The following is a 12,854-nucleotide window of genomic DNA, read 5'->3' as shown; positions in this document are numbered from 1 at the left end:
CTCGAGAGGGGCGCTTCGCGATCGTCACGGACGTTGAGCGCGGGATGCGGTGGCCGCAGGTGGGTCGCAGCGTGCTTGATGTGCGCGGACGAACGGCTCCTTGCGGACGTGAAATCGCGTGGTCCTGGCGCCCCGAAGCTGGCGCCAAGTCCTGGGGGTGATGATCCCCGAGGGCGACGGTGGCTATCAAGCCGGACACCGGGGAGATCGCGTATAAACGTGAAGACCATCGCGCGGGGAATGCCGGATGTCGGCTGAACCTTGTATGGGGAGTAAGTTGTCGAGAGGGGCGTCGTTTGTTGGGGGCGGCCTTTGGCGCCAAGGAGAGGCGCGGTCAAGGCTGGCCGAAGGCCACCGCCGGAGGCGGCGCGTCAGCGGCCTTGAGCGCGCCGAGCTTGGCGCCATCATGGCGCGCCCGCAACGCGCGGTGTCGCGATGGCAGGCCGGACGTGATGCGAGGATTGGGCCGTGAACGACAATGCGGAACGACCGCATCACCTTGTATCCGGTCGGGCGCGAGGCCCGGTACCCTGATCTTTCATGCACGGGGGAAGGTAAGGCCCAGTCAAGACGGGACCCCTCTGTGAGAGCGGGAGGTTTATGCCCCCGGTTCAGCACGGTCACGCGTCGGTCCTGGCTCACGTCGGCTGTCATGGCGCGCGCAGCCGTTTACGAAGTTGGACGCAGCACGGCGCCTTCGGGAACAACGCCGGTCACCAGATAGCGCCACAGCGCCACCATCAGCTTGCGTGCCAGAGCGACAATGGCAATTCGCCGGATGCGTCCCTTGATGTCGCGCACCCGCTCGCGGAACCAGCGTGTCAGTGCGCTGTCCGGCTGATGAACGGTCCATAGCCACGCCAGCTCGACCGCGAGCTCACGGGCGCGCCGGTTGCCGGCTTTGCTGATGCCCTGCTCACGGCTGCGCTCGCCACTGTCATAGGGCGTGCCGGTGAGACCAAAGTAGCTGCCGACCTGACGACGGTTGTCGAAGTCGCGATAGAACACCTCGTTGACCAACTTCTGGCCGCCGACCGGGCCGATGCTCCTGAGATCCATGAGCTGCATGATCCTGGCTTCCGGCGAGCCGGGCCGAGCGGCGCACAGCTCGGCTTTGCTTTTGGCCTCGAGCTCCTTGAGCTGCCGTGCCACCAGGCACAGTCGCTCGTGTTCGCGCACGATCTCTTCCTTGAGCCGCACCGGCAGTGGACGACCGTCGCCAGTGCGCAGGCTGGCAAGGCTTTCCAGGAACGAGCGATCGAGCGGGTGGACGTCGCGAATGCCCTGGCCGTGCAGCAGTCCCTTGATGCGGTTGCTGTGAGCCGTGCACTCCTGGATCAGGCGATCACGTTCACGGGTACGGCGCTTGCGATCCTCATCCTCGACGCTTGGCACGTGGACGATGCTGCAGACCCGAGGCTCGCCCCGCAAATGGGCGAGGAACGCCCGCATCAGCTTCTCCAGATCGATCCGGTCGGTCTTGGCGCGCCGGGCACGACGGTTCACCTCGATGCTGGAAGGGTCGACCTCATGATTGACGATGCCTTGTCCGCTCAGCCATCGGTGCAGCCAGTGGCCATCCAAGCCTGCTTCGTAGCATGACAGGATGCGCACCGGCCGGCCGCCCCCGGCAGCCGCAGCCTTCTTGCGCATGTCCGCAAGCCGGGCCGCCAAGGCGGCCAAGTCACCGCCGCCGATCGTGTACCGGCTCAGTTTCTGCGAGCCAGGAAGCAGCACGCCGAGCTTCCATTTCGCTTTGCTCAGTTCAAACGCGAGGTAAACCGTGGCATGCTCCGCCGCGGCGGGTGTGTCAGTGCGATCGAGCTTGATCATCTTGATCCTCCGAGGGCCGGATGGTTCAGAAATCCAATCCTAACCCTTCTTGACCACCCGCCGCCCCATAGGATCTGTGGTGACTGCCGCCTGCTTTTTCTTCTGCAGGCGGGCCATGGGTTGCGGCCCGCAGCCCGGCATTCCCCGCGCCCTCTGTTTGATGGGGGCGAGACGACCAGCAAAGCTCGGGCGCGAGATGCGTTGCGACGATGGTTGAACGCGCCCCCTGCCCTTCGTTGTCAACGCATGGTCCGCGCCGGTGCAAGCAACGCCGCGTGTCCTGATCGCCGATGCGTGAACCTGTCACGGCTATCGTCCGCCGGGGCTGTGTGGAATGCTGGCGTTCGATGTGAGAGGCGCTGTTCGCTGATGCGGCCGCGAATTTGGGAGCCCGCCGATGTCTTTTGCCTTTCTCCTGACCTCGCTGATCGTGGTGGCCTCGCCCGGCACCGGCGTGCTCTACACGCTGGCCGTGGCGTTGACCAAAGGGACGCGGATGAGCGTCGCCGCCGCGCTCGGCTGCACGCTCGGCATCATCCCGGCGATGCTCGCGGCCATCGTGGGGCTTGCCGCCGTGCTGCACACCAGCGCGCTGGCTTTTGCCGCGCTGAAATGGTGTGGCGTCGCCTATCTGCTGTACATGGCCTGGCAGACGCTCGGGGAGCGCGGCGCGCTGTCGGTCGAGGCCAAGGATGACGCAAAGAAAGAGGCGCGCTCGGCCGGGCGCGTGGTGCTGACCGGCTTTCTGATCAACATCCTCAATCCAAAGCTGTCGATCTTCTTCCTCGCCTTCCTGCCGCAGTTCATCGCGCACGACGAGGCGCATCCGCTCGCCGTGATGCTGGAGCTGTCGGCCACGTTCATGGCGATGACGTTCGCGGTGTTCGTGGTCTACGGGCTGTTCGCGTCAGCCGTGCGCGATCGCGTCGTCAGCCGGCCCCAGGTGATGGCCGGGCTGCGCCGCGCCTTCGCCGGCGGTTTCGCTGTGCTCGGCGCGAGGCTGGCGCTGAGCGAGCGCTGAGGGAGTCCGATCGGGCGAGTGACGTTTATGGCGACGGGCATACGGACTCCGCCCCTCACCCTGAGGCGCCCGCCGCAGGCGGGCGTCTCGAAGGGCTAGGCCCCCTACTGTGGCCTCATGGTTCGAGACGCGCCGCGAGGGCGGCGCTCCTCACCATGAGGGGTGGGGTCTCCGAGGCAGCCGCTGCACGTTGACCACGAGTAGCGCGTTTATGATGGGAGTATCGAGTTGCGTCCTGGAAAGCCTGCCCAAAAACAAAACCCGCCCAGAGCGGTGCCGCTCCGGACGGGTCGTGTTAGTTCAACAATTCAGCAGGACTGTATCAGCCGAACTGGTTCATCGTGTTGTGCGCGCCGCCGGCCTTCAGCGCCTTGTCACCCGCGAAGTACTCCTTGTGGTCGTCGCCGATGTCGGAGCCGGCCATGTTCTGGTGCTTGACGCAGGCGATGCCCTGGCGGATTTCGGCGCGCTGGACGTTCTTGACGTAGCCCAGCATGCCCTGCTCGCCGAAGTACTCGCGGGCGAGGTTGTCGGTCGAGAGCGCGGCCGTGTGATAGGTCGGCAGCGTGATCAGGTGGTGGAAGATGCCGGCGCGCTTGGCCGAATCCGCCTGGAAGGTGCGGATGCGCTCGTCGGCTTCCTTCGCCAGCGGGGTGTCGTCATACTCCGCCTTCATCAGCTCGGCGCGGTTGTAGCGGCTGACGTCCTGGCCCGCCTCCTTCATCGCGTCATAGACCTGCCAACGGAAGTTGAGGGTCCAGTTGAACGACGGCGAGTTGTTGTAGGCGAGCTTGGCGTTCGGGATCACCTTGCGGATGCGGTCGACCATCTTGGCGATCTGCTCGATGTGCGGCTTCTCGGTCTCGATCCACAACAGGTCGGCGCCGTTCTGCAGCGAGGTGATGCAGTCGAGCACGCAGCGGTCCTCACCGGTGCCGGGACGGAACTGGTAGAGGTTGGAGGGCAGCCGCTTCGGACGCAGCATCTTGCCGTTGCGGTTGATGACGACGTCGCCGTTGCGCGCGGTCTCCGGGGTGATCTCCTCGCAGTCGAGGAAGCTGTTGTACTGGTCGCCGAGATCGCCGGGCTGGCTGCTGTAGGCGATCTGCTGCGTCAGGCCGGCGCCGAGCGAGTCGGTGCGGGTGACGACGATGCCGTCCTCGACGCCGAGCTCCAGGAAGGCGTGGCGGCAGGCGCGGATCTTGGCCAGGAAGACGTCATGCGGCACGGTGACCTTGCCGTCCTGGTGGCCGCACTGCTTCTCGTCGGAGACCTGGTTCTCGATCTGCAGCGCGCAGGCGCCCGCCTCGATCATCTTCTTGGCGAGCAGATAGGTCGCCTCGGCATTGCCGAAGCCGGCGTCGATGTCGGCGATGACAGGGACGACGTGGGTCTGGAAGCCGTCGATCTTGGCGATGATCTCCGTCTCCTTCGCCTTGTCGCCGGCCTTGCGGGCCGCGTCCAGCGTGCGGAACAGATCATTGAGCTCGCGCGAGTCGGCCTGGCGCAGGAAGGTGTAGAGCTCCTCGATCAGCGCGGGCACCGAGGTCTTCTCGTGCATCGACTGGTCCGGCAGCGGGCCGAACTCGGAGCGCAGCGCCGCGATCATCCAGCCGGAGAGATAGAGGTAGCGGCGGTCGGTCTTGCCGAAATGCTTCTTGATCGAGATCAGCTTCTGCTGCGCGATGAAGCCGTGCCAGCAGCCCAGCGACTGGGTGTACTTGGTGCTGTCCTCGTCATAGGCGGCCATGTCGGCGCGCATCACGGCCGCGGTGTAGCGGGCAACGTCCAGGCCGGTCTTGAAGCGGTTCTGCAGGCGCATGCGCGCCACGGCCTCGGCGGTGACGCCGTTCCAGGTCGGCTGGGTCTCGAGCAGCGCACGCGCCGCCTCGACTTCGGCCTGGTAGGACGCGGGGCCCTGGAGGGCCTGATCGTGAAGTCCACGCGGTTGGAAGTTCATGTCCGTGATCCCTTCGGTGAAGACAACCTGGGACCTGTTGTAAGCACGCTGGGACGGCGGACCAGACACTGCGCGGAAAACTTGTCACACTTTACAAACTTCTCGTGTATAGCTGTAAGGAGATTACAAGACCGGGATTTGGCCATGACCACCGCCACGGCACGATCGATCTTCATGGGCCCGCGCCTGCGCCGCCTCCGGCGCGAGCTCGGCCTGACCCAGGCCGACATGGCCGCGGACCTCGAAATATCAGCGCCTTACGTGGCGCTCCTGGAGCGGAACCAGAGGCCGGTGACGGCCGACATGCTGCTGCGGCTGGCGCGGACCTACAAGATCGACCTTGCCGATCTTGCCGGCGACGGCGGTGCCGACCACACCGCGCGGATGCAGTCGGTCCTGAAGGACCCGATGTTCTCCGACATCGACATCCCCGCGCTGGAGATTTCCGACCTCGCCGTCAGCTACCCCGGCATGACCGAAGCCTTCCTGCGCCTCTACACGGCGTATCGCGAGGAGCAGCTTGCGCTGGCCGAGCAGCGCGCGCCGGCGCTGGCGGGGACTGCGCCGCGGCCGGGCAACGACGGCTTCGACGCCAACGATCCGGTCGCCGACGTCCGCCGCTTCCTCGCCGCCCGCCGCAACAATTTTGCGGGTCTCGACGATGCCGCCGAGCGGCTGGCGCAGGCGATTTTCCAGGGGCCGCCGACCGGGTCCCCGCAGGTCTCGGCGGGGCCGGCCGGCTTCATCGAGCGCTTTCGCGCGCGGCACAATCTCCAGGTCCGCTACATGCCGCCGAACGTCATGCTCGGCTCGCTGCGGCGGCTCGACCTGCACCGGCGGCAATTGCTGATCGAGGACTCGCTGGACAGCGCGAGCCTGAAATTCGAGCTCGCCCGGCAGCTCGCTTATCTCGAGCTCGATACCGAGATCGGCGCAGCCCTGGAGGACGGCAAGTTCGCCAGCAAGACCGCCGAGCTCTTGGCGCGGCGCGCGCTCGCGGCCTACGCGGCGGCTGCGATCATCATGCCCTATTCGATCTTCGCGAAGGCCGTCGATGCGAGGGCCTATGATCTTGAGGCGCTGGCGCGGCAGTTCGGCACCAGCTTCGAGCAGACGGCGCATCGCGTCACCACCCTGCAGAAGCCGGGCGCCGAGCGGATTCCGTTCTTCCTGATCCGCGTCGATCCCGCCGGCAACGTCTCAAAACTGCTCGACGGCGCCGGCTTCCCGTTCGCGCGCCACGGCGGCGCCTGCCCGCTGTGGTCGGTGCACGGCATCTTCAAGACGCCGCGCCAGATCGTGACGCAATGGCTGGAGCTGCCGGACGGCCGCCGCTTCTTCTCGATCGCGCGCACCGTGACCGCCGGCGGCGGCTCCTACGGCGCCGTCCGGGTCGAGCGGGCGATTGCGGTTGGCTGCGCGGCCGAGCACGCGGGCCAGCTGATCTACACCCGCGACGGCCACGGGCCTGATGCCGACGCGCCGACCCCGATCGGGGTCGCCTGCCGGGTCTGCCACCGGCCGAAATGCGCCGCCCGCTCGGCGCCGCCGATCGGGCGCGAGATCCTGCCGGACGATTTCAGGACGTCGTCGGTTCCGTTCGGCTTCTCGGCGGATTGAGCATGGGCCGGCAATGGAACAAGGAGCTGGTCGGCGGCCGGGATGGCGGGCGAAAATCCGCCAAAACGGGCTGCAAATCGGCTGGGACGCCATGGCCCTTGACGGAACAGCCATAAACCGGACAAAGATTGCGCCAAAATGTCGCGGCGGAGATTGGCCATGAGATACGTCGACGGCGCTGTGATGTTCCTCAGTCTGTGGCTGCTGGCATCGATGGTCCTCGACGCCGTGACGCCGCCCGAGCTGAACTTCTACATGATCGGACCGATCATTGCGCCGGCCGCGATCATCACCGGCTTCCTGTACTGGCTTCGCATCCCCTCCCGCGACTTCGTGCTGGCGTCCGCAGCCATCTGGATGGTCTGCGAGATGACGATGGAGATGATCACCCCCAAGCCGCTGTCGCCGCTGCTGGCGGTGGCCGCCGTCGCGCCGCTGTTGGTGGCCGGGATCCTCCTGCACGTCCAGCACTGGCGCCAATCGAGCGGCCGCTCGCCACCGCCCGCTTCGGCGCCGACGACCAATCTGCCGGGCTCCTCCAACGCGATGCCGGGCCGGCGCCCGTTCTGAGCCGCGCCGGCAATGGTGGATAGCGTGCAGCTTCCCGTTGTTCTACGGGACTGGATGTTTACGAGGAAATCAGAAACCCCCTCTTAAGCTCCGCCGGTCCATCAGAAGCCGACACGCAGCCGCGCGGGGACCATGCTCAACGAACTTCTCGTGATCGAAGATGCCGACGTTCATCTGTCGATCCTGCGCAAGATCGCCGTGCAGGCGGGCTTTGCGACGACCGGCGTGAACTCGGTCGACGGCGCGATGAACGTGCTGCGCCGGCGCAGCTTCGAATGCATCACGCTCGACCTGAATCTGGGCGAGCGCTCCGGCACGGAGGTGTTGCAGCTGTTGGCGGACATCAAATCCCGCACGCCGGTGCTGATCATCAGCGGCTCCGACGATCAGACCCGGGACGTCACGGTCCGCGCCGGCAAGATCCTCGGCCTCAACGTCTATCCGCCGTTCTCCAAGCCGGTCGACCTCGCTTTGCTCCGACAGACGCTGCGCCAGATCGCTGCCGATACCGACCGGCAGCGCCGCGTCAAAGCGAGCATTCGCTAGCCCGAACGCCCCCTCGTTTCCCGCTTGATCCAGATCAAGGCGCCATACCTCTGCCGCTTGTTGGCTGCAGAGGGACGAGCGGAAACGAGATGCGATGACGGCAGCGAATTCAGCCAACGAAGCAGAAGCAGTTGTGATCGAAGCGACGCCTTACGAGCTCGTGGGCGGCGAGGCTGGCGTGCGCCGTCTGGCGGAGCGCTTTTACACCATCATGGACCAAGAGCCCGGCGCCAGCCGCATCCGGGCGATGCACGACGCCGATCTTGGTCCGATCAAGCAGTTGCTGTTCGAATTTCTCAGCGGATGGCTCGGCGGGCCGGCGCTCTATTTCGAGCGGGCCGAGCATCGCTGCATCATGTCGGCGCACCGTCCGTATCCGATCGGCGATGCCGAGCGCGACGAGTGGATGACATGCATGCGCCGCGCGATGTTCGATTGCGACATCACCGGCGACATGTATGCATTGCTTGATCAAGCGTTCCTGCGGATGGCGAACGCATTCCGGAGCCGCCAGGCGAGCTGACCGGAGCTCCCATCAGTCCGACTTGGTGGCGGCCTCCCGCGCCAGACGCTCGGCCCTGAGCCGCTCGCGGTTGGCGTAAAAGGCCCGCTGGGCCGCCTCGTGATCGCGCATGGCCTGCTCGGCATCAGCCCTGCGGGTGGCGTCACGCGCCCGACGCTCTTCCGGCGTGAGGACGCGAGGCTGTCTGTCTGTGCTATCGTAAGGCATGGGCAGATAACGCCCAAGCGGCCGGGATGTTCCCAGCATACGATGGTTCAGTCCGACTTTCGTGGAAACAGCTGGTCGCGGATGTAGCGCGACGTCGGCGTCAGGCTGAGTCCGTAGGGCTTCTGCCACACCGCGCGGTCGATCTCCTTCTTGTCTCCGATCTCCAGGCGCCCTTTGGCATGCTTGGCGATGAAGATGGCGTCGCTCATCTTGCGGCCCGAGCGCTTGTTCTTGGCGGTGACTTCCTTCCACAGCCGCAGGCGCCCGAGCTTGAGCTTCGGAAGCTCCTCCTTGATCTCGCGCTTCAGGCAATCCTTCGCCGTTTCCTGCGCGCGTTTGCGGCCGCCCGGAAACATCCAGCGTCCATCGGCCCGGCGCCGGACCAGGAGAACCCTTCCGCCCTTGGCGGCAACCAGCTTGGACGCCTTGGTCATGGCCCCGAAGCTCTCACCTCTCGAACAATGAAGCGGAGTCTATCAAGATTCGCTCCCACTCCTGCTCCGGAGCTTTGCGGAGATTCGGCCAGGACCGCGCGTCCGCCGAGCAGGCTCGACCGCAGCGCTCCCCGTCGGCAGTGGCTCAGTAGCAGGAGCGCGGATCGACCGCGACATACTCTCCCGACGGATAGCGATAGTAGCAATTGCCCTGCGACAGATAATAGCCCGGTCGCGCCGCAGCCGTTGCGCCGGCGATAGCGCCGGTGGCACCACCGAGCACGGCGCCCGCCGCGGCACCGCCCGCCTTGCCGGTGAGGATGCCGCCGAGCACCCCGCCGATGATCGCGCCCCCGAGCGCGCTGGCGCCCGGATCGACTTCGGCCGGAGGCGGCGGCGCCGGTTCGTAGGCGACCGGCGGGGGCTCCTCATAGGCCGCCGACGGTGCATAGACCACATCGTCAGCATAGTCCTCCGACACGTAGGTCGGCGGTCCTTCCATGGGCTCCGGATAATAGTACCAGACGCCACCGACGTCCCACCACCAGCCGGGACGGCCGTTGTGAACCTCGTGCCGCCATCGGCCACCCTCCCAGCCGACCCGGCCGCGATAAGACTGCCCACCATAGTCGCGCACGGCGACCCGGCCGTGCGCATAACGCGCATCCGGTCCCCGCCCGATCGCCGCCGGACCCGGGCCTGCGGCGTAGCCATGGCTGGCTCCCGGCGGACGTCCTTGGGGCGCAACGGCAGCCCGCGGCGGTGCGGCCGGCTGTGCTCCCTGCGGCTGGCCGGCCATGGGGCCGGCTTGCCGCGGAATCTGGACATGGGGCTGGCCGCCCGGTTGCCCACCCTGGGCTGGCGCTTGGCGGATGACACCCGGCGAGCGGGCCTGGGGCGAATGCCCGGCGCCAGGACCAGCCTGGTCCTGGGTTTGCGCCCCGGCTTGGGCGGGGATCGCGACCGCGGTCAGGATTGCGATCGCGGGCAGCCACCGTGTGCTCTGGTTGGACAACGTCATTCTCCCCTACCCCTTTGATCGCCCGCCGTCTGCGTTGGTTGCCGCACAGGGCGGGGTGCGATGCGGACTGATGACTCCGGCTCGCCGGCTTCCGCGTGTACGGTCCGGACACACCATAATTTGCGCGACAAACGGGTAAAATCCCGACTATTTTGCGGCCAAGTCAGCCTGCCGCGTCAGGTTAGCCGAGACGCAGCCTGATTCGCCGCTCCGATCGTGCAACCTCGCTTGCGCGGTCTTACCGATCCGGTTCGAGCTGATCGGCGGTCACCGGTCGGGCACGATCACGTTGCAGTTGGTTCGTCCCGACATCAAACAATCCTGCATCCGGCTTGCGGAGGTCAGGCTGCGGGCCAACCATAAGCCGAAGGCCACCACGACCGCCGCGAACACGAGTCCCGCCACGGCGCCGCGTCGCCCGTTATCCGGCCCCTGCGTACTCATCGGTGACCTAGGCGGCCCGCAGGCCAGCGGCCTCACCGTGCGGTTGCTGCTGCTGGCGCGATGCCGGCGAGATCGACTCGATCCGCGTGCAGCTCGTCACCCAGAACAGCTGCCCGCATTCCCATTCGGAACCCAGCACACCGGCCGAAACGGGCCTCGGGCGGGCGAGGACCGCGGTCATCACGCATGCGCTGACCACGAGAGCGACGAGCGCGAGGCCGAGCGCCATGCGCCCACGGCGAACAGAGGTCATGCCGGTCAACTCCGTTGGATGTCGCACCCGGGCGGTGCGCTGGTGCCGCGAGGCGTGAACCGACTCACAGCCCGCCGACCTGCGTCAGCGACGGGGCTGCTTACATAGCCTCCGGCGAACGCCATGCAAGCGCCGGGCAGGTCGGATGTGGAGGAGCGGCGATAAAGCATTTGTCATCGACGCATGCGATCCTATACACACGGGCTCGCGTCGGCCTCCGCTCGTGTTCACGACATCGTGGAAGAATTGCCTGGCGGCGCGTGCAGCCCCTGACCGACCACACCCTGACCGAACACCCAACTAGCGAAGTGACGACGTCTCCATGAGAGGATTCAAGGAACCTGGATTTGCCGATCGGCAGAAGGCCGCACAGCAGGCCCGCCAGAGCATCGTGCAGAAGTTCAAATCGCAGCCGGGACCGGACGATCCCGAAGTCGTGAAGCGACGGCAGGAGCGCGAAGCCGCCGCCGCCCGCCGCGAGCAGCAGCGATTGGAGCGCGAGGCCGCCAAGGCCGAGCAGAAGCGTCTCGAGGAAGAGGCCAAGGCCGCCGAGAGTGCCCGGCTTGCGCGCGAGGCGGAAGAACAAGCCGCCCGCCTGGCCGAGATGGAAGCCGAGCAGAAGGCGAAGCGCGATGCGCGCTACGCCGCGCGCAAGGCCCGTGGAAAGAAGAAGTAAGCAGCGACGCTGCCACCACGAGATCTGCGTGTCGTCGCAGCCGGCATCGCTGCGATTCCTCATTCATCGGCGATGGGACTGATACGGTCGTCCCATCGCACGATGACGTGCGAAACGCGTCAGTTCTTCTTCATCATGCCGTCGTCCTTCTTCATCCCGTCCTTGGACATGGCATCGTCCTTCTTCACGGCGTCCTTCGCCATCGAGTCCTTCTTCATGCCGTCGTGGGACATCGCGCCCTTTTTCATCCCATCGTCCTTGCTCATCTTGTCCTCCGCGAATGCCGCCGGCGCGACGGCCACGTTGAACGCGAGTGCGGCAGCGGAGATTCCGAGGATGAGGCGGCTACGATTGGTCATGATGATCGCTCCTTCGTATGACGGGTTCGACGGCGACGGACGCGCCGTTCTTGGACATCGACGTTCCGATGAAGGCGATTGTTACGAGCGCGGACGAGAATCATTGTTCGATCAAATTTGACTCGAATGCGCCCTCTTCTGGAATCAACGACACAATTTTGCCCGGCAAAACCATGTTAGTACAACCAGCGCAAGGGATTCACAGGCCGGCACGTGCGCCGCAGCATTATGTCGCTTCCCATGCATTTGGCCTCGAACGAACTGTCTAGTTCGGCTAGAGGTAAGTCCGGTAAATTGGCTGGTATAGGTCACGCCAACGAACCGGGGTCGGGAACCCAACCAAAAGTTGTCCAGGGGAAATCTCATGCTATCACGCCGTCATGTCATCGCATCCGCGCTCGCTGCGCCGGCCATTCTGCGTTTTGGAACCGGTACGGCCCACGCGGCAACGACGCTGAAGATCTCCCACCAGTTTCCCGGCGGCACCATCGACAAGGGCGATTTCCGCGACCGGCTCTGCCGGGTGTTCTCCGAGGCGGTTGCGAAACGCTCCGGCGGCGAGATCGCGACCGAAATCTATCCGAACTCGTCGCTGATCAAGACGGTGGCGCAGTTCTCGGCGATGCGGAAGGGCGCGCTCGACATCAGCCTCTACCCGATGCCCTATGCCGGCGGAGAGGTTCCCGAGACCAACATCGCGCTGATGCCGGGTCTGGTCACGACCTACGACCAGGGCATGCGCTGGAAGAACGAGCCAGTCGGCAAGACGCTGAGCGATTTTCTGGCGGACAAGGGCATCATCCTGCTGACCTGGGTCTGGCAGGCGGGCGGGGTCGCCAGCCGATCGCGGCCGCTGGTGACACCCGACGATGCCAAGGGCATGAAGGTGCGCGGCGGCTCGCGCGAGATGGACATGGTGCTGCAGACCGCCGGCGCCTCGGTGCTGTCGGTTCCATCGAACGAAATCTACACCGCGATGCAGACCGGTGCCTGCGATGCCGGCATCACCTCGTCGACCAGCCTGATCTCGTTCCGCCTGGAAGAGGTGTCGAAGGCCCTCACCTCCGGAGCCAAGGCGTCGTACTGGTTCATGCTCGAGCCGCTGATGATGTCCAAGGCCTCGTTCGACAAGCTGCCGAAGAACCAGCAGGACATCCTCCTCGCGGTCGGCGCGGAGATGGAGGCGTTCGGGCGCAAGGGCGCGCAGGACGACGACATCGAAGTTGCCAAGGTCTACGAAAAGGCGGGCGCCAAGGTTGTGGAGCTCGATGTCGGGACCGTCAACAAATGGCGCGACATTGCCCGTGACACGGCCTGGAAGGACTATGGCGGCAAGTCTGCGAACTGCGCCAAGCTCCTCAAGCTCGCCTCCGACGTCGCGGCCTGA

The 12,854-nt window shown here is 65.8% G+C and carries 14 protein-coding genes; 7 read left to right on the top strand and 7 right to left on the bottom strand.

The annotated features are described in order from the left end of the window. Nucleotides 1-669: 669 nt before the first annotated feature. Entirely contained in the window at nucleotides 670-1,833 is a 1,164-nt protein-coding gene (locus QX070_RS15465) for an IS110 family transposase (RefSeq protein WP_315737887.1), read from the bottom strand. A gap of 397 nt (nucleotides 1,834-2,230) precedes the next feature. Here QX070_RS15465 and QX070_RS15460 point away from each other — a divergent pair, with 397 nt between their 5' ends. Continuing rightward, the gene (locus QX070_RS15460; protein WP_315737886.1) at nucleotides 2,231-2,854 is read left to right on the top strand and encodes a LysE family translocator; all 624 of its coding nucleotides are present in this window, start codon (nucleotides 2,231-2,233) and stop codon (nucleotides 2,852-2,854) included. Between the two features lie 322 nt (nucleotides 2,855-3,176). Here the strand turns inward: QX070_RS15460 and QX070_RS15455 are convergent, their stop codons facing one another. After that, nucleotides 3,177-4,814, bottom strand: a complete 1,638-nt coding sequence (locus tag QX070_RS15455; protein ID WP_315737885.1) for an isocitrate lyase — start codon at nucleotides 4,812-4,814, stop codon at nucleotides 3,177-3,179. Between the two features lie 144 nt (nucleotides 4,815-4,958). Between QX070_RS15455 and QX070_RS15450 the strand changes: the two genes are divergently transcribed. The 4 genes from QX070_RS15450 to QX070_RS15435 all read left to right on the top strand — a co-directional run bounded on the left by QX070_RS15450 (nucleotide 4,959) and on the right by QX070_RS15435 (nucleotide 8,073). Next, a complete protein-coding gene (locus QX070_RS15450; RefSeq protein WP_315737884.1) occupies nucleotides 4,959-6,434 on the top strand; it encodes a short-chain fatty acyl-CoA regulator family protein in 1,476 nt (491 codons plus the stop codon). 159 nt (nucleotides 6,435-6,593) lie between these two features. Then, nucleotides 6,594-7,004: a hypothetical protein gene (locus QX070_RS15445; protein ID WP_315737883.1), complete on the top strand. Its 411-nt coding sequence runs from the start codon at nucleotides 6,594-6,596 to the stop codon at nucleotides 7,002-7,004. Nucleotides 7,005-7,136: 132 nt separating this feature from the next. After that, entirely contained in the window at nucleotides 7,137-7,550 is a 414-nt protein-coding gene (locus QX070_RS15440) for a response regulator (RefSeq protein WP_315737882.1), read from the top strand. Nucleotides 7,551-7,644: 94 nt separating this feature from the next. Continuing rightward, nucleotides 7,645-8,073 (top strand): group II truncated hemoglobin, encoded by a 429-nt coding sequence (locus QX070_RS15435; protein ID WP_315737881.1) that lies wholly within the window; start codon nucleotides 7,645-7,647, stop codon nucleotides 8,071-8,073. Between the two features lie 12 nt (nucleotides 8,074-8,085). Here QX070_RS15435 and QX070_RS15430 read toward each other — a convergent pair whose 3' ends face one another. The 4 genes from QX070_RS15430 to QX070_RS15415 all read right to left on the bottom strand — a co-directional run bounded on the left by QX070_RS15430 (nucleotide 8,086) and on the right by QX070_RS15415 (nucleotide 10,432). Beyond that, a complete protein-coding gene (locus QX070_RS15430) occupies nucleotides 8,086-8,280 on the bottom strand; it encodes a hypothetical protein (protein WP_315737880.1) in 195 nt (64 codons plus the stop codon). Nucleotides 8,281-8,327: 47 nt separating this feature from the next. Further along, nucleotides 8,328-8,714 (bottom strand): NUDIX hydrolase, encoded by a 387-nt coding sequence (locus tag QX070_RS15425; protein ID WP_315712048.1) that lies wholly within the window; start codon nucleotides 8,712-8,714, stop codon nucleotides 8,328-8,330. A gap of 145 nt (nucleotides 8,715-8,859) precedes the next feature. Then, a complete protein-coding gene (locus QX070_RS15420; RefSeq protein ID WP_315737879.1) occupies nucleotides 8,860-9,735 on the bottom strand; it encodes a hypothetical protein in 876 nt (291 codons plus the stop codon). A gap of 451 nt (nucleotides 9,736-10,186) precedes the next feature. Then, complete coding sequence (locus tag QX070_RS15415; protein WP_315712050.1) at nucleotides 10,187-10,432, bottom strand: hypothetical protein; 246 nt, start codon at nucleotides 10,430-10,432, stop codon at nucleotides 10,187-10,189. Nucleotides 10,433-10,754: 322 nt separating this feature from the next. Between QX070_RS15415 and QX070_RS15410 the strand changes: the two genes are divergently transcribed. Next, a complete protein-coding gene (locus QX070_RS15410) occupies nucleotides 10,755-11,108 on the top strand; it encodes a DUF6481 family protein (RefSeq protein ID WP_315737878.1) in 354 nt (117 codons plus the stop codon). Between the two features lie 119 nt (nucleotides 11,109-11,227). Here the strand turns inward: QX070_RS15410 and QX070_RS15405 are convergent, their stop codons facing one another. After that, nucleotides 11,228-11,467, bottom strand: coding sequence for a pentapeptide MXKDX repeat protein (locus QX070_RS15405; protein ID WP_315737877.1), 240 nt, complete (start codon nucleotides 11,465-11,467; stop codon nucleotides 11,228-11,230). A gap of 364 nt (nucleotides 11,468-11,831) precedes the next feature. Between QX070_RS15405 and dctP the strand changes: the two genes are divergently transcribed. After that, nucleotides 11,832-12,854: a TRAP transporter substrate-binding protein DctP gene (gene dctP / locus QX070_RS15400; protein WP_315737876.1), complete on the top strand. Its 1,023-nt coding sequence runs from the start codon at nucleotides 11,832-11,834 to the stop codon at nucleotides 12,852-12,854.

The organism is Bradyrhizobium sp. SZCCHNR1093 (assembly GCF_032381175.1).
In the GTDB taxonomy this organism is placed as follows: Bacteria; Pseudomonadota; Alphaproteobacteria; order Rhizobiales; family Xanthobacteraceae; genus Bradyrhizobium.
This window is presented reverse-complemented; position numbering and strand designations above follow the sequence as displayed.